12 protein-coding genes are annotated in these 17,001 nt (G+C 50.5%); 5 read left to right on the top strand and 7 right to left on the bottom strand.

All coding sequences use genetic code 11. The features are described 5' to 3' along the window. Positions 1 to 1,109: 1,109 nt before the first annotated feature. The 5 genes from GmarT_RS09360 to GmarT_RS09340 all read left to right on the top strand — a co-directional run bounded on the left by GmarT_RS09360 (position 1,110) and on the right by GmarT_RS09340 (position 9,289). Positions 1,110 to 1,637: a sigma-70 family RNA polymerase sigma factor gene (locus GmarT_RS09360; RefSeq protein WP_002649707.1), complete on the top strand. Its 528-nt coding sequence runs from the start codon at positions 1,110 to 1,112 to the stop codon at positions 1,635 to 1,637. Continuing rightward, on the top strand, positions 1,630 to 3,285 hold the full coding sequence (locus GmarT_RS09355) for a LamG-like jellyroll fold domain-containing protein (RefSeq protein WP_002649708.1): 1,656 nt from the start codon (positions 1,630 to 1,632) through the stop codon (positions 3,283 to 3,285). The genes GmarT_RS09360 and GmarT_RS09355 overlap by 8 nt, the downstream gene beginning before the upstream one ends. Beyond that, positions 3,272 to 6,184 carry a PSD1 and planctomycete cytochrome C domain-containing protein gene (locus tag GmarT_RS09350; RefSeq protein ID WP_230682350.1) on the top strand — a complete coding sequence of 971 codons (2,913 nt, stop codon included), beginning with the start codon at positions 3,272 to 3,274 and terminating at the stop codon, positions 6,182 to 6,184. The genes GmarT_RS09355 and GmarT_RS09350 overlap by 14 nt, the downstream gene beginning before the upstream one ends. A 10-nt stretch (positions 6,185 to 6,194) precedes the next feature. Then, positions 6,195 to 7,604 (top strand): DUF1501 domain-containing protein, encoded by a 1,410-nt coding sequence (locus GmarT_RS09345; RefSeq protein ID WP_002649710.1) that lies wholly within the window; start codon positions 6,195 to 6,197, stop codon positions 7,602 to 7,604. A 902-nt stretch (positions 7,605 to 8,506) separates the two neighbouring features. Then, positions 8,507 to 9,289: a hypothetical protein gene (locus GmarT_RS09340; RefSeq protein WP_149302564.1), complete on the top strand. Its 783-nt coding sequence runs from the start codon at positions 8,507 to 8,509 to the stop codon at positions 9,287 to 9,289. A 386-nt stretch (positions 9,290 to 9,675) separates the two neighbouring features. Here GmarT_RS09340 and GmarT_RS09335 read toward each other — a convergent pair whose 3' ends face one another. The 7 genes from GmarT_RS09335 to GmarT_RS09305 form a co-directional block, all read right to left on the bottom strand. Beyond that, positions 9,676 to 9,870 (bottom strand): hypothetical protein, encoded by a 195-nt coding sequence (locus tag GmarT_RS09335; protein ID WP_002649081.1) that lies wholly within the window; start codon positions 9,868 to 9,870, stop codon positions 9,676 to 9,678. An 87-nt stretch (positions 9,871 to 9,957) separates the two neighbouring features. Beyond that, positions 9,958 to 10,167 (bottom strand): hypothetical protein, encoded by a 210-nt coding sequence (locus GmarT_RS09330; protein ID WP_002649082.1) that lies wholly within the window; start codon positions 10,165 to 10,167, stop codon positions 9,958 to 9,960. A gap of 77 nt (positions 10,168 to 10,244) precedes the next feature. After that, positions 10,245 to 11,600, bottom strand: coding sequence for a dihydrolipoyl dehydrogenase family protein (locus GmarT_RS09325; protein ID WP_044240132.1), 1,356 nt, complete (start codon positions 11,598 to 11,600; stop codon positions 10,245 to 10,247). Between the two features lie 114 nt (positions 11,601 to 11,714). Then, entirely contained in the window at positions 11,715 to 12,806 is a 1,092-nt protein-coding gene (gene sbnA, locus GmarT_RS09320; RefSeq protein ID WP_002649084.1) for a 2,3-diaminopropionate biosynthesis protein SbnA, read from the bottom strand. A gap of 323 nt (positions 12,807 to 13,129) precedes the next feature. Continuing rightward, positions 13,130 to 14,134, bottom strand: a complete 1,005-nt coding sequence (locus GmarT_RS09315) for an NADP-dependent oxidoreductase (RefSeq protein ID WP_002649085.1) — start codon at positions 14,132 to 14,134, stop codon at positions 13,130 to 13,132. A gap of 69 nt (positions 14,135 to 14,203) precedes the next feature. After that, on the bottom strand, positions 14,204 to 15,574 hold the full coding sequence (locus GmarT_RS09310; protein WP_002649086.1) for an NAD-dependent succinate-semialdehyde dehydrogenase: 1,371 nt from the start codon (positions 15,572 to 15,574) through the stop codon (positions 14,204 to 14,206). A gap of 120 nt (positions 15,575 to 15,694) precedes the next feature. Next, positions 15,695 to 16,987, bottom strand: a complete 1,293-nt coding sequence (locus GmarT_RS09305) for a cytochrome P450 (RefSeq protein ID WP_002649087.1) — start codon at positions 16,985 to 16,987, stop codon at positions 15,695 to 15,697. Positions 16,988 to 17,001: the final 14 nt, after the last annotated feature.

Below are 17,001 nucleotides of genomic sequence, written 5' to 3'. Positions count from 1 at the left end.
GGTGAACTCCTCTCAACGCTTGAAACGGTCAGATTTTTTTAGATTTAAACAATCAGAATTGCATTAGATTTGAAGATGAGGAACGGAGGTGTTTTGGAATCACAAAAAAACACACAGTCACGTTTGTTCAAGAGAACAAGTTCACATAGTTAACAATTTAAAACTGATTAATCTATACAAAAATTTCGATTTTCATTTTTTTCACAAAACCACAACATGCCCATAACAACATCGCCTCAAGTGTAAACCTATAACCTTAACTGATCTTTCGATCCATGAATTCTCACAGATATAATTTTGCTGATGAGTCTGAAAATGACTGGCGCGATGAATAAATCAACGCAGAATTGTGAAACAAAATGCGAGGTTTTGAGTTGTGATTATTCAAAGAGTTTCGAGTCACAAGAAAAGCAACACCGCGATTTGTCCATACTCTATGATCTGGATGAACTGTTTCATCACATCCTCTGAAATACAGTGATAGAGTGAGGGAAGATGAGATCGAGCTAACCAAATACAGCGGAGTTACAAGCAAGTCCTGAATAGTTACGCCTGCGCGCTTTAGAGAACAAAGAATTCAAAATTCAGCAACAATGGGAAAAAACCGGTACACGACCTGTGAACCGCCCGCTTGTCCTGTCGAAGCAACTCGGAAACTCATTAGAGGGAACAGGAAGATGCCGACCTGGTGAAACGTACCGCCGCGGGTGGAATATGAGCTGACCGAAGCTGGATAACCACTCTCCCCAGTCTTGACTTCACTCAAGGACTGGGAAGAGAACGATGCACTCAATCTATCGAAAACACAGACAGTTCAGACAGTTAATGAAAGATGAATCAGACTCGATCTCCCACGAGCAGATTGCCTTACGCCTCTCACTTACACTGAACATACACTTCATCAAATGCGGTTTCTGACTCTCTTCAGGGAAGCTTCTGAATCAACTGACAGTTCTCTTTGTTAAAATACCAGTCTGTGTGCCTGACTCGTTACAGGGGAACCTGTGGTCAGACTGTTACTTACCGATTTTCCATCAAAATATCAAAAGTCTGACCGTTTTTTTGTAACCAACTCTGATTTCGCGGTAAGTACCCCTTGGAGAGTATTCATGGAACAGACTCAAAACACCGAACATTTTGTCAAACTCCTGACCGAACATCAGAACCGACTTTATGGATACATCTATTCGTTGCTCGGAGATCGCAGCCGGTCGGCGGACGTCGTCCAGGAAACGAACCTCGTTCTTTGGCGAAAGTTCGCTGAATTCGATCCACAGCGTCCTTTTTTACCCTGGGCTTTCTCGATTGCACGGTTCCAGGTATTGGCGCATCTCCGCGATCACAAACGAGATCGCATGCTGCTGAACGAAGAACTGGTTCAGACGCTCGCCGAAGAAACAGAACGAGAAGCCGAACGGCTCGGTTCCTTCCAGACTGCCCTTCGACAATGCCTGCAACAACTGCCCGAGTCTCACCAAAGCCTGATCAAACAGCGTTACTTCAAGTCGCAACCGGTAAGCGACATCGCTGAAACATTAAACCGGTCGGCAGGAACCGTCAAAGTTTCGTTATTACGTATTCGCAGACAACTGGCTGAGTGCGTCGAAAAGCGACTGGTGGGGGGTTCAAATGGTTGATGTCAACGAGATCGACTCACTGTTGCTCGAATGGGAATGTGGTACGCTTGACGACCAGGGCATCGAACATTTGCGCACCTTGCTCAAGACGAATTCCGCAGCCCGCAGCCGCTTTATCCAGATGCAGCTGTTAACGACGGCCCTGCACCAGGAAGCTGATACCGGAGCAACAGAAATCGACACAAATTCAGCTCCGGTCGGAACTACTGTAATTCCAGCAGTCCAGCCACGTTTCCGGCAGACGCGTGCCTGGAATCAACTGGCTGTATCCCTGCTGCTGTTCACGGTCTGCCTGTTGACGGGCTGGATTTTATATCGGGAGACAGGCAGTCCATTAACACAATCGGTGCCCCCCTCGATGCCGAGCCAGCGTGACCCGGCTGCTGAAGCAACTTCTGAAGGTGTCGCACTTTTGACGCGACTGGTTGATGTGCGCTGGCCTGACTCGCAGCCCCAGATCGAGGTGGGACAGGCACTCCCGCGCGGTTCGTTTCAGTTTGATGAGGGACACGCCCAGATCGAGTTTCTCTGTGGAGCCACCCTGATTGTAGAAGGACCGGCGCACATTGAGCTGCAATCTCCGACTCAGGCGCGTGTTCACAAAGGCAGGCTCCGAGCCCATGTTCCTCCGGCAGCGCGTGGTTTCACACTGCAAATGGATGACCTGACGGTGGTGGACCTCGGAACCGAATTCGGGCTTGCTGTTTCTGATGCCGGTACTGATGTCGAAGTCTTTGACGGCGAAGTCGAACTACACGATCCTTCCAGCAGAATACAACGCTTGACGACTGGGCAGGCACTGGTCCTGACTGACGGAGGAGAATATCGAGAGAAGAAACCGGAACCGGAGAAATTTCTCGATATCTCTTCTCTGGAAGTCAAAGACCAACAGCTTCAGTCTGCCCGCTATGAAAGGTGGCGCGCCTGGTCAAAGGCGCTGCGTAAAGATTCGCGGCTGATCGCTTATTACTCGTTTGCAGAACCGGGGGACTGGGAACGGCGTCTCGTCTGCAATACACTTCCGCTTGAAAAGGATCTCGATGGTGCCATCGTCGGAGCACGCGAAGTCCCCGGCCGCTGGGATGCCAAACGGGCATTGGAATTCAAACAGCCTGCAGATCGTGTCCGTGTTCAGATTCCCGGCGAGTACGAGTCACTCACCTTTGCAGCCTGGGTTAAGATCGACAGCCTCGACCGCTGGTACAACTCCCTGTTCCTGACGGACAGCTACGATAAGGGAGAACCCCACTGGCAGATTCTGGATACCGGTCAGCTTTACTTCTCAATTCGTCCGGTCGATCGCGGCGAAAAAGGGCCGACCGATTTCAAAGCCTTATCCCCCCCGTTCTGGAACCCTTCGCTGAACGGGAAATGGATTCACCTGGCCGTAACCTGTGATCTCGCGACGAGTACGATCACTCACTATCTGAACGGCACCATTCTGAGCAGGCACAAAGTACCGCCGGAACAACTACCTGCAACAACCCGCTTCGGAGCAGCCTCTATCGGGAACTGGTCATCGCCAACACTCCCCGGTCAGCGTTTCGCGATCCGCAATCTGAATGGTGCGCTGGACGAGTTAATTCTCTTCTCCAGCGCCTTATCACCAGAAGAGATTCAGGAGATCTACCAACATGGAAAGCCCTAGGCAATGCCTGCAGATGAATGCTGTGAGTCTCCCGGGAATCTCAAAATTCCTGCAACCTTTGACCTGCCTTTTCGTTCTCCTGTCGGCAGCATATTTAACTGCTGGCGAGACTCCCGATGCAGCAGACGAACAGTTCACACTCAAGGTCCTGCCCCTGCTGCAGACCAAGTGCTTTGGCTGTCATGGTACAGATCCCCAGGACATTCGCGGTGAATACAATATGTTATCCCGCGCAGGATTGCTGGCGGGAGGCGAATCGGGAGAGCCCTCGCTGATTCCCGGAAATCCTGAACAGAGCTCGCTGTACCAGGCTGTTCTCTGGGAAGGCCTGGAGATGCCTCCCAAGGAAAATGACCGTCTGACAGACGAGGAAACGAAACAGATCCGCCAATGGATCGCAGCCGGTGCCCCGTGGCCCAGTCTCGAGAGACAGACTCAGATTCACAAATCTGCAGCCGCTGTCGCCGTTAAAGAAGATGGGCGAATCGTCTCCACCAGCGGGGGAACTTCTGCGGAATGGACCAATCGACGTTATCAACCGGCAGACCTATGGGCTTTTGAGCAAGTCAGACCCGCCTCTGATCTGTTGCCTGAGGAAGTTTCCGCGAACGCAGCCATAGATTATTTCATCAATCAGAAACTGGTTGAGGCAGATCTTTCCCCTGCAGCGGAAGCGTCACCGCGTCAGCTGATCATCCGTGCCTCGTATGACTTGACCGGCTTGCCCCCTGCTCCTTCTGAAATCGATGACTTTATCGCCGCTTACTCCCGGGATACAGAGCAGGCCTGGGAAGCACTCATCGACCGCCTGCTGGCAAGTCCGCGTTACGGAGAACACTGGGGGCGTCACTGGCTGGACGTAACCCGCTATGCTGACACGGGGGGAATGTCGAACGACTTTGAACGCTCCAATATGTGGCGTTATCGGGACTATGTCATTCGTGCCTTCAATAATGATAAACCATATCAGGAATTCATTATCGAACAACTGGCCGGAGACGAACTGGCCGACAGGTCCGTGGCAAAGCGAACCGGTGGTGACCGGAAGACGGTGCATCAAGCCCAGCTAGCGGGTAAGTATACCGACCAGGAAGCCGAGTGGATTATCGCGACCGGGTTTCTGCGTCTGGGACCCTGGGACAATGCGATGGTCGAACCGGACGCAGCCCGGCAGATGTACCTGGACGATCTTGTAAATATCACCGGACAGACTTTCCTGGCACAGACCCTTCGCTGCTGTAAGTGTCACGATCACAAGTTTGATCCAATTCCCACCCGCGATTATTACCGGATTTACGCCGCCTTCTCCCCAACACACATGGCGGAGCGTCCCGTCCCTCTACTCTCCTGCGAAAACCGGGACGGCTTTGAAAATGGGAAAGCGCATGTGGAGCGCATGCTGCAGTTCGCCGTCCAGGAGAAGAACCGGCTCATTCAAAAACGGGAAGACGCGGCACGTGCCTGGTTCAGGGAACATGATCTGCCCTACAAGAATGAAGCAGAACGACGTGATCTCCCCGACGACAAAAAACCGCCCCGACACGTGGGTCTGGATCACGTCGAGCAGGGACAACTCAAGGTCCGCGAACAGGATGAGTGGATCTGGACCCGCCGACTCGAACGGTATCAGCCCATGGCACAAAGTGTCTTTAACGCAGAGCGTTATACCATGCCCTGGAACGGCGCTCGTAAGCTGCGTATCAAACGCAAGCCAGCGAAACAGAAGGTCGTCAATCATATTCTGACAGGGGGTGCCCTGGAGGCCCGCGGCGATGTCGTACAGCCGGGTGTACTCAGTGCCGTTTCTATCCCGGCCGACAGCTCCACTGCGAATTCCGGCCTGATAACCGCAGCCACCGAGGGGCGGCGGACGGAACTGGCCCGCCGGATCGCTCACCCCGATAATGGTTTGACGACGCGTGCCATTGTGAATCGAATCTGGCAGTATCATTTCGGAACCGGCCTGGCCGCGAATGCAAACAACTTTGGTGCCAAGGGAGCCAAACCGACTCACCCTGAACTGCTGGACTGGCTGGCTGGTGATTTTGTAATGCATGGCTGGCGCATTAAACGCCTCCATCGTCAGATCATGCTGTCCGAAGTCTATCGGCGGAGTTCCATCCCGGTTGACTCACAGCAACTGACTCAGACAGACCCGAATAATCGACTCCTTTCCTGCTTTCCACGCCGACGTCTGAGTGCAGAAGAACTGCGCGACGGAATCCTGAAAATCACCGGCGAACTGGTACAATCCGCGGGAGGAGTCCCCGTTATGCCGGAAATCAACATGGAGGTCGCGCTGCAGCCGCGAATGATTCAGTTCTCTCTGGCTCCCGCATATCAGCCATCACCCACGCCGGCAGAACGGAATCGACGCACAATTTACTCCTACCATGTTCGTGGCCAGGCCGATCCGTTTACGGAACTGTTCAACCAACCGAATCCCAATGAGTCCTGTGAACTGCGTGAATCAGCGGCGGTCACTCCCCAGGTATTTACCCTGCTCAATAGTGACCAGATGATTGATCGTTCCATCGCATTCGCCTTGAGACTGCAGCAGGAACACGCGACACTTCCCGAACAGGTTAACCGGGCCTTTCGCCTGGCACTGGGACGATCTGCTTCGGAGCAGGAACGGAGTCGACTCAAGCAGTATGTCACGGACATGAGGGAATATCATGCGGATGTGGTTCCTGAACCAAACCGTTACCCCCAGACAATTACGCGTTCGCTGGTCGAAGAGTTTTCGGGTCAGCCTTTCGAATACCAGGAAATCCTGCCTGTCTTCACCCACTACCTGTCAGACAAAAAACCGGCAGATGTTTCCACAGAGACACGGGCGCTGGCAGATCTCTGCCTGTTATTGTTCAATTCTAACGAGTTCATGTACGTAGAATAGAATTCAGATCATGCACACGATACCACACCAGACACGTCGGGAAGCACTCTTCAGCCTGGGTGCCTCTCTGGGGAGCCTTGCCTTCACTTCACTGCTCGGCGCAGAACAGTCTGCAGCTGCCAGCGAGACAGGACCGTTGACTCAGAAAACGCCACAGCACCGCCCCCGGGCCAAAAACGTGATCATGCTCTTCATGGAAGGAGGTCCCGGGCAGATGGATACATTCGATCCCAAGCCCGATCTGACCCGCCTGCACAAACAGGAATCCAAACTGACCGGCGGCCTGGAAAAAGGCTTCAAGTTTTTCGTCGGCAGCCCATTTGGGTTTCAAAAACCTGCTGACACGGGAATTGAAATGTGTGACCAATGGAAATACCTGTCCGATCCATTCGTCGCTAATGAACTCTGTAACTTCCGTGGTTGCCAGGCGGAATCGTTGAATCACCCGGAAGCCCTGTTCCACATGAATACCGGCAGTCGTCTCGGCGGTGATCCTGCTCTCGGCTCCTGGGCGACCTACGGTCTCGGGACCGAGAATCAGAACCTGCCCGGCTACGTCGTGATGACCGAACTCGCGCTGCCCCAGGGAGGTCCCACCAACTGGAGTAACGGATTTCTGCCTCCCCATTTCCAGGGAACGCGTCTGCGTCCGGAAGGCTCTCCGATTCTCGACCTCGCCGCCCCGGGTTTCAAATCGCGTCAACACCAGCTACGCACACTGGAAGAACTGTCGCGACTGAACGCCGACCACCTGCAAACGCTCGGCGTACAGGATCAGAAACTAGAGGCCCGCATGCAGAGCTACGAACTTGCTTTTCGCATGCAGACAGAAGTCCCCAATGTCCTGAATCTTTCCCGTGAAACAGCCCGCACGCAGGAAATGTACGGTTTAAATGAACCGGAGACCAGTGGCTTTGGTCGCCAGTGCCTGATGGCGCGACGACTGGTCGAAAACGGGGTTCGCTTCGTGCAGATCTTCAGCGGCGGCTGGGACAGCCATGATTACCTGGAACGTGGGCACTCCTCGCGAATCAAAAGCGTCGATAAACCGATGGCGGGCCTGATCCGCGACCTGAAAAGCCGCGGCATGCTGGATGACACGCTTGTCATCTGGACGGGAGAATTTGGCCGGACCCCGGACAACAATAAACGGGGCGGCGTCTATTCCCTCGGACGCGGGCACAATAATCAGGCGATGACCATGTTGCTGGCGGGCGGAGGTGTGAAGCCGGGAGTCGTCGGAGCCACCGATGAACTCGGGGCCCGCGCAGTTGAATGCGTACACCCGATTCGTGATCTCCACGTCACACTCTTGCATCTTCTCGGCCTGGATGACAATAAGCTGACCTACCTCCATGCGGGACGCTTTAAACAGCTCAGTCAGTTTGGCGGCCTGGTGATTCAGGAAATGATTGCCTGATGTCTTGATATCTCTTCATTCACTTTTGATCCCCACAATTGATTCAATACGGTCTTTCACTTAGTTGTAATAAGATTTGAGCCACTATGTTCTCTTCCTCCAATCTGAAATCGCGCTACTGAGAAGCCTCCTTCGGTTTATTGAATTGACGCCACTTTTTAAAATCGCTCGCTCTATAAAAGCATTTGACATACTTTCTGGACGGTATCCAGTTTAACAATAGTGTCTCCAGGGCCCGACCATAAAATAAGCCGGGCTCATTTTTGTTTACGTTGCCGATGATATTCTGCCAGTTTCTGGTGGAGTTGTTTTGCGGTTTTGACATCTCCGTTGCGGGCGGCTACGCGGGCCAGTGCGCCGATATATCGGATATTATTTTGATTCTCAGGATAAATCCGCTTCAGTTTCTCGTAGGCTTCAGCGGCTTTTTTTCAAACAGGATGAGCTGAAGCTGCCTGCCGACAAGTCATTAGGATTCGACTGCACTACCTGCCACAATATCCATCAGCAGGCTAGCAGAGATCCTGAGTACTATCGAGAGATCTACTTAATATTTCATCGCGAGCTAAAAGGACACGCTCCCGCCTGCTCACAGGAAACTCTGGACAACCAGTGCCTGAAATGCCACATGCCTGCGGTGAATGTCCTCGAAAACCTGTTCGGTCGTTTGCATACTATTCCTACTCGGTTTAAGCGGGGTTGACTAGTTGGATCATTTAAGTAATTCGTTTCTGGATTGCACTCTTTCTAATCACCTACTCATTTTCAGATAATGATCTTAAGCATTTTTTCACCTTGGTTCAAAAACTAAACTTGACTGACAACGCAACGCTAGTACACTCAGCATGGTGACCATAACGTTTCCATATATGCACATTCATCAAGTAAGAGGAAGGAAGAACATGAAACTCTTCAAATGTTTCTGGTTAGTGACTGTATCAGTAACTCTTTCATCATTAACTACTGTGAATGCTCAGACTCCGGTCTATTCTTTCCAACGAGATCTGTCACTTAGCAGTCTCAGAGCATATCATGACTTTCAATTGTACGTGACGGATCAGTATGCAAATTCTGATTCAGATATCGGCTTTAATGTTGTTACCAATGGTACACTAGCCGCATTAAACAGCAGTGGAGCTGCTTTTACTCCACAAGCAGGAATTGATGATTACACAAGTAATCAGATCAGTTTTAACCCCGATAATTTACAAATTGTGGATATTGCGGCAATTAATCAAAGACATGGGCTTGCCAATGCTAATGACCCAGCAAATTCTTATTTAGATTCTTCATATAGTTACTCAGGTGTAGGGGCAACGGGCATCTTCTTATTCACTAGTGACCCACCGGGAGCACCTGCCGTTCCAGTAAAAATCCGAATCTATGGGTCGTGGAGTCACAATAATGGAATGGTATCTACATACAGTTATTCAGTGTATACGGGCCCCACTGCAACAGGCCCTTGGTCATTACAATTCAGCGACCAGCGTGGTTTTCCATATGATTATCAAGACGGATCAGGAGATACCTTCACGGTTAAAACAATTGCTCCTGGTACCTTTTTTCGCGTGCTGGGAGGTACATCATCTCTTTACGGAATTACTTGTAACTATGATCCGAATTGTAGTTCTAAAGCAGCCTTAGTCCAATCTACTGGAAACGCAACGCTTCAAGTTGGATTTTAATATTGTTTCTTCAGAACTAACTCATCGTAATTGAATTAAAGAAATAACAGACGGCACATTTTGTTATGAAGTGTGCCGTTTTTTATGACTCAGCAAAATAACATTGCCAGACACCAGACGGTACAGCGTGGCAGGCTGCCTCTTAAATAATCGACCTCGCTCATGTGATAGCAACTAAAGGGGTGAGGACTCAATAAGAAAAGAATCCTGCCTCAATTCGCACTGCCTGTTTTGGTAAAAAAGTTTTGCGTTTATACGATCACACTCCGTTGTTGATAGTAATGGTATCTTGGTGGCTTCAATAGAGCTAGCGCTTTTATTCGACGTTTATTCGCTCTGGGTTCTGTTCGTCCGGTGCGATGACCCACACATTCTCTGCTGAGGATCTATTGTCCGGGTGTGGATAATTCCTCGGTCGTCTTCATGACGGCTCCCAGCAAGCAACTTGCAGCCAGCATTTGTTGCGTTATAGTAAACGAGAGTGAGTGCAGATCTCGACCTGTTGCCATGCCACTTTGCAGCATTCTGAATCGAATCAGATTATACGCCAGCAGGTACGACAGGATTTCGGTGAGCCCCATAGCCGGAAACTCCCCACGCGTTAGACAGGGGGAAACCGAAACAGTCACAATGAAAGCCAATGCATAACGAGAACGATTTCCGATTGATCAATCGGGAATCGCTCTGGCGGCCCTGTCTGGCTTCATCAATGTCAAGTTCCTGAAACTGCCCAAGACCATCGGTCTGATGATCGTCGCCTCCCTGTTCGCGAGGCTGTTATTTGACAGTGCGTGGTGTGGATCGATGGTCACATTCTGGACTACGCCCGCACTCTGATTGCCTACATTGGACTTCCAGAAGGTTTTTCTGGATGTCATGCTCGGTGTCCTGTGATCCACCGCGCAGGTGAGGATCGTTTCATACGATACGTTCAATCTGCCGGAATCGATTGCACTCAAATCATGTTTCGAATATTTGATGCGGATGTGGGGAATGCAAACAGGACCGATTTGAGATCTGTTGCGGTCAGGCGGAACTTCATACCCAGCGCAAACAGATTGATGGTTTCTGCAGCATCAGGGGCGAGCAGGTGCGCTCCCAGAACCTGATCCGTCTGCCTTTCAATGAGAATCTTATATGCAGCACAGGTGACTCCCACTTTACGGAGCGAACCCCAGCTGCTCATGTCATCAGTCTGGACTTTGAAATCGTATCCTGCTTCACTGGCCTGCGCTTCATCCATCCCTACCGACGCCAGTTGAGGCACACTAAACAATACGCGAGGCACCACTCCGTAATCGGGCGTCGCATGATTCCCTTCGATTATATTTTTCACAACAGTATAGGCCTGCTGATTCGCAACGGGGGTCAGTTTAGGTTGATCAGTGTCAACGACGTCTCCGGCGGCATAGATATGCGCGTTGGAAATGCTCTGCATAAATTGATTGACTTTGATTCCCTTTTCATCATATTCTACCGCAGCCTGTTCCAGATCGAGCCCCTCGGTCGCCGGGACGCGACCGGCACCGTGCACGACCATGTCTGCAAAATACTCTTTCTGCATCCCCTTTTGTTTCGCGGTCAGTTGTAGTTTCCTGTTTTTATTTTTGACTAAGGACTGCACATTCGAAGATAGAGCGAATTCGATTCCCAGGGTACGCGAATAGTCCACAAGCCTCTCGACTAAAGAAGGTTCAAAACCACTCAGAGGTTGTTCGTTGTGGTCCATTACTGTGACTGCTGAACCTGCACGCTGCGCCACGTGAGCAAATTCAAATGAAATATAACCACCTCCAATAAAAATCAGCTCCGCTGGTAAGCGGTTGCATTGCAGAAATTGATCGCTGTGAGTGATTAAATCCTCCCCGGTAATCTTCAGCGGCGCTGGTCTGGCCCCCGTGCAGATCACAATTTTTTCACCTTCGAGTTCAGCACCATCGACTTCGATGGTTTTTAATCCCGTGAATCGAGCCTCTCCCTGGAAAATGCTGATGTTTTTCTTTTTAAACTTTTTTGTCTTTTGAGATGTCACCGGTTTTGTGAATGTCTCTTTAAATGCGATTAATTGTGACCAGTTAATGCTGGCGCGGCTGTTATCATCAATCAGTTGCCCTTTCGACCGTCGCGTCCTGTCCACTAATTCTGCAGCGTGAACCAGAACTTTTTTTGGATTGCAGCCGTGTAACGCACAGGTCCCGCCAATCTCCTGCGAATCGATAACCGCGACCTGATATCTCTCCGCGCACTGCTCAGCAATACGGGTGGCCGCAGGCCCCGAACCCAAAATCAAGATGTCGAATTGCATTGTCATAACCAATCCTTCACACCAGGTCTGATCCGAACACGAAAAGGGTTTTCGTATTTCGGATTGATTGACGCCTCCGGGAACGCATGAAAGCACGGGCAGTATCGGGAAAATCGATCATCAGAATTGGGATAAGTCAGAGTACTGAGGAGGGTGAAAGGCAAAACCACGGTCACGCAGGCCACAATCAATACAGAGATTACTCTCCAGACGCTGTTGTACTTCGGATTCGGTATAACCCAGCTGGTTTTCCACCCACTCCGGCGAAAAGATCGTATCCAGGTAACGAGTGCCTGAATCATGTAGTATGACCGCACAGATTTTGTCGTGCAGTTCATGTTTCATCGCGCGAACCGTTTCCAGAACTCCCCCTGCCGAACCACCGACGAGCATCGCTTCTTTCTGAACCATGCGCCAGCATCCTGCCACACAATCCAGATCTGAAACGCGACGTACGGCATCGAACTGCTGACCTTCTGCCAGTTCGGGAACATTTCCAGCGCCCAGACCGGGGATGCGTCTCTCGCCTGCGGTACCACCAAACAAGACACTGCCCATGGCATCCACGGCAACGATCTTTGTTTTTCGACCACGCTTCCTCAGATAATCCCGACAACCTCGAATGGTCCCCGTACTGCTTGTCGCCACAAACAGATAATCGAGTTCACCATTGAGCGCTTCGTCGATTTCTTTGATCGTACCGTTTTCATGTGCCCCGGGGTTGTGCCTGTTACCATACTGATTAGGCCAGAACGAATCGGGAATCGTTTCCAGCAGGGACCTCACTTTCGCCAGTCTAGCTTTCAGAAAGTCGCCTTCCAGCGGCTCCGTCACCATCTCGATCTCCGCACCCAGGGCTTTCATAATGGCGATATTCTGAGGTTGAGCCCGCACATCCACCACGCAGATAAAGGGGAGCCCGTAATACCGACAGACCTGAGCCAGACCGATCCCCATATTGCCTGAAGAAGACTCAATGATCGTGGTATTGGAATTAATCTCGCCGGTATTAAATGCTTCTTCAATCATGGCACGTGAAGGACGATCTTTCGCACTGCCTCCCGGATTAAAACATTCCATTTTTGCAAACAGGGCCACGTCGGAACTGCCCAGATAGCGGCGCAGGCGGATCAAAGGAGTTGATCCAATGGTTTCCAGCACCCCTTCTTGCGCCTGGACCTTCAGTACTGTCGTTTTTCGGTTGTCAATCATCGGCTGCGACCTCTGGTTACACTCTGTGACAGGGTTGGTAGACTTAAAACTGGAATATCAGTTGAATAGCTAAAAATGTGCCAAACTTTCAGGCTTTATTTGCAGCAGATTCCCCTGTTTGAACACTGAAAACACATGTAAATAGAAGTGTCCGGCAGAAATGCGCGAGTGTCAGACAGCCAGTCTGGTCGGTCAGAATACAGCGTGGTCCGGAGAGAGTGCAGAACGGCTTGCATGAAACCAGTCTGATACAACCTGCTTCTGGAATGCATTCTGAATCCCTATTGGCTTAAAAAACATGAATCCTGATCGGCTGAGAACCGTCATTCACTCACTTTCACGATCGCTTTTCCCATTTTGCTGCCGTGAAATAAATCGATAAATGCCTGGGGAGTCTTTTCCAGTCCTGTCGTTACTGTCTCTTCCCAATGCATCTTTCCCGCCTGGATCCATTCGGTCATTCTGATTTGAAACTCTTCCCGGATGTCATCATGATCGCGGACGATAAAACCTTGCATTCGCAATCGTCTGGAGATGATTTTAAACAGGTTGTCCGGCCCCGGCTGAGGTGACTTATCGTTATACGTCGAGATCATTCCACATGAGACGATGCGGCCGAAGTCATTCAGGTTATCGAGTGCTGCCTGCAGATGGTCCCCTCCCACATTGTCGAAATAAAGATCAATGCCTTCCGGAGCCAGTTCTTTCAACCGTGCCGACACGTCATCCACTTCCTTGTAATTAAAAGCGGCATCAATATCGGCTTTCTCTTTCAGCCAGTCAATCTTCTGTTTTGAGCCGGCACTCCCCACCACAAAACAACCATGAATTTTTGCAATCTGACAGACAATCGACCCGACGGCACCACTAGCCGCTGATACAAAGACGCGGTCTCCCTCTTTCAATTCGCCGATTTTCAGCAGTCCGACATACGCGGTCATACCGGTCATCCCCAGAATACTCAGATATGCCTGCAGGGGAACCGCTTCAGGATCGACTTTCATCACCCCAGTTCCCTCTGACAGCCATGCGTCCCGCCAGCCCTGGTTTCCCAGAACATAATCCCCTTCGGAATACTGCGGATGCCGCGATTCGACTACTTTGCCGACACAGGCACCTTCCATCGGCTCACCAATCTGAAACGGCTTTACATAACTCTCACCTTCACGCATCCGGCCCCGCATATAGGGATCGACGGACAGCCATTCATTTTGAACCAGAAATTCATTTTCACCGGGAGACTGGAGTTCTGTTTCCACCAGTTCAAAATTATCCAGAGTCGGCAGTCCCTCGGGATAACTTGTGAGCTGAATTTGTCTCGATTGCATAGCGTCATTACCTTTCGTCTCTGATGTGATTATTAATTTATTGCTGAAGCTCCTCGCGTCGACGGTCTCTCAGGATTTCATCGCATGAATCAGTTTTTTATTGACAAATTCCAGAATTCCGAGATGGGATAACTCACGACCGTAGCCGGAATGTTTTATCCCGCCAAAGGGTAATTCTGCCTGTGAATTTGTCGGCTGATTAATGAACATCATGCCCGTATCGACCTGTTCCGCTACGTGACGGGCCCGATCAATATCTTTCGTGTAGACTGAACCTCCCAGTCCATAAGACGAATCGTTGGCGACCTGAATCGCTTCTTTTTCATCTTTCACGACATACACACTGGCGACAGGACCGAATAATTCCTGATCATAAGTCGGCATATCGCGTGTAATGTCTGTCAGAATAGTCGGATTGTAGAAGGCGCCTTCACGGTCGGGCCGTCCTCCTCCCAGTACCACTGTTGCTCCGGCATTGATGGTTTTCTGCACCATTTCATCCAGGTTGACCGCGGCCTCCTCGGTCGACAGAGGTGCCACATCGGTTTCCGGATCCAGTGGATCACCCAGCTTGAGCCTGGACATTTCCTCTTTAAAAGCGGACAGGAATTCATCAGCAACTTTCTGGACGATAATAAAACGTTTTGACGCTGCACAGGATTGCCCTGTGTTGGTCATTCTCCCCTGGACCGCCATTTTAATCACATGTTTCATATCCGCATCTTCCAGCACGATAAACGGATCGTTGCCGCCCAGTTCCAGCACCGAACGTTTGAGTTTTTGCCCTGCTTCTCCCGCGACAATGGCACCCGCCTTATCACTTCCCGTGAGCGAAACTCCCTGGATGCAGTCGTTTTCAATGACTGATTTGATGAATTCCTTGGGAATAAAAAGATTCGTGAACACACCCTCGGGTGCGCCGCAGTCGCTGAACAGATCGTGAATCGCCTGTGCACACTGGGGGACATTACTGGCATGTTTTACCAGGACGGTATTCCCCGCCATGATATTGGGAGCAGCAAAGCGAGTGACCTGATAAAAAGGAAAGTTCCAGGGCATAATTCCTAACAGAACGCCAATCGGCGCATATTGAACATACGCGTCAGCATCGTCGACATCCATCGGCTGGTCCGCCAGAAACTTTTCGGCACCATTGGCGTAGAACTCGGCAATTTCGGCACAGAAATTAATTTCTTCACGACTTTCGGAGATTCGTTTCCCCATCTCCAGTGTAATCAGTCTGGAATATTCATCGATCCGCTCTCGCAGTTTTGAAGCATATTGCAACATCAGATTTTTGCGTTCGTCAAAGGAAGTATGCCGCCAGCAATCGAAAGCCTCGCCAGCCTGCTCAATCGCATCGACTGTCTGTTCGCGTGTGAGTGGATCATATTCTTTAAGGGTCTCGTTCGTGAAAGGATTGATACTGGTATAAGTCATGAATAAATCTCCTGTTTATGTTTGATATGGATAAACCACATTAATATAGAATCACGTCTTTATCGTTAACTCGGATTCGGTACGATTTCATTGGGGCGCACTCCCGGATCGGCTGAACTTTTAAATCCGGACGCGCTGGGACCGAGAGAGTGACGCCGTAACGCTTCCGATAGCCTGAACAGAGGAAACGACGAATTGGTCCCGGGGTAAAGCCGGCATTTGAGAAAAGTCGATCTCCAGTTTCTGATCTCGCACTTTGTAGCGAATTGCTTGTGTCAGAAACCGGGAAGTCAGCTTCATCAGACTGACCGTGATCCACTCCCCCGGACACCGATGATTGGCAGCATATTCCCCACCTCCCTGCGGAATGAAATCATAAGGAGTCGGCTCCCGTTGTAAAAAACGATCGGGTTGAAACAGATCCGGTTCTTTCCAGATCCGGCTGTCGTGATTTGTACCATACAAATCCAGCAGCACACGCTTTCCACGAGGAAACTCATAGCCGTTCCATTCAAAATAAGTCTGCACAATCGCCGCTGTAAAAGGAAAAAAAGGATAGTAGCGTCGCACTTCCTGAACGAAAGCTGTTTCACATTCATCGGAACCTGATTTCAGCTTTTCCCGATATCCAGGATGAAAATGCAATGCATGCGCAATGAGCGTCATATAAACGGATATCGCGACGACCGGTCTTAAAAGATTCAACAATTCTACGGCAGCAACCTGTGGCTCCAGCAGTTCATTTTTCAGATTTCGATGCCAGGCGATCTTTAATGCCGGGCTATGTTCGGGGAGCGAAACCTGCTTGTCTCGAATCTGCTGAATCAAGTCCGTTATCCAGGCATTCGTCTGTCGCCGCGCCAGGCGTGCACGAATATGTCCCATTCCGATTTTCGCCGCATCATTGAATAGAGACGTCAACTGCTTAGTTCGTAACCGCACTTCAGAATCTGCCAGGGGCACGCCTGCCCATTCACAGACAGCCATGGTTAATACCCGCTGAAACTCTTCGTACAGCGGCACCTCAGACATATCTTTCCAATGGGGTACCGCAGCCGTCAACTGGCGTTCTGTCAGAACTCTTAACTGTTCGATCTGCTCTGTCGTCATGATCGACAAAAACATCTGCTTGCGATGCCTGTGTGCATCCTCATCCAGACTCTGTACGCCTCCCTCTCCGAACAATGTTTTCATGACGGCTTTCGGTGCCGCCCCCTTGCGACTAAACAGATCGGGATCATAAAACACCTGAGCGGCTTCCTGTCCTCGCATACAATACGTTTTCTGCAACAGCAGCCTTGCCTCAAACAAATCTGACTGTTCGTTCTGACAGTTTCTGGAAATGAATCGATAAGGATCTCTCAATAAATCAAGGGTGCTGTCCCATTTCTGTAATCGTGGAATCGGAGTCATAATTTCATTCCAGT

It is taken from the genome of Gimesia maris (genome assembly GCF_008298035.1).
Taxonomy (GTDB): Bacteria; Planctomycetota; Planctomycetia; order Planctomycetales; family Planctomycetaceae; genus Gimesia; species Gimesia maris.
This window is presented reverse-complemented; position numbering and strand designations above follow the sequence as displayed.

Excerpts from the sequence above, each read along its gene's own strand:
- GmarT_RS09360 (WP_002649707.1), top strand. The coding sequence starts at position 1,110 with ATGGAACAGACTCAAAACACCGAACATTTTGTCAAACTCCTGACCGAA.
- GmarT_RS09355 (WP_002649708.1), top strand. The coding sequence starts at position 1,630 with ATGGTTGATGTCAACGAGATCGACTCACTGTTGCTCGAATGGGAATGT.
- GmarT_RS09350 (WP_230682350.1), top strand. The coding sequence starts at position 3,272 with ATGGAAAGCCCTAGGCAATGCCTGCAGATGAATGCTGTGAGTCTCCCG.
- GmarT_RS09345 (WP_002649710.1), top strand. The coding sequence starts at position 6,195 with ATGCACACGATACCACACCAGACACGTCGGGAAGCACTCTTCAGCCTG.
- GmarT_RS09340 (WP_149302564.1), top strand. The coding sequence starts at position 8,507 with ATGAAACTCTTCAAATGTTTCTGGTTAGTGACTGTATCAGTAACTCTT.
- GmarT_RS09335 (WP_002649081.1), bottom strand. The coding sequence starts at position 9,870 with ATGGGGCTCACCGAAATCCTGTCGTACCTGCTGGCGTATAATCTGATT.
- GmarT_RS09330 (WP_002649082.1), bottom strand. The coding sequence starts at position 10,167 with ATGACATCCAGAAAAACCTTCTGGAAGTCCAATGTAGGCAATCAGAGT.
- GmarT_RS09325 (WP_044240132.1), bottom strand. The coding sequence starts at position 11,600 with ATGACAATGCAATTCGACATCTTGATTTTGGGTTCGGGGCCTGCGGCC.
- sbnA (WP_002649084.1), bottom strand. The coding sequence starts at position 12,806 with ATGATTGACAACCGAAAAACGACAGTACTGAAGGTCCAGGCGCAAGAA.
- GmarT_RS09315 (WP_002649085.1), bottom strand. The coding sequence starts at position 14,134 with ATGCAATCGAGACAAATTCAGCTCACAAGTTATCCCGAGGGACTGCCG.
- GmarT_RS09310 (WP_002649086.1), bottom strand. The coding sequence starts at position 15,574 with ATGACTTATACCAGTATCAATCCTTTCACGAACGAGACCCTTAAAGAA.
- GmarT_RS09305 (WP_002649087.1), bottom strand. The coding sequence starts at position 16,987 with ATGACTCCGATTCCACGATTACAGAAATGGGACAGCACCCTTGATTTA.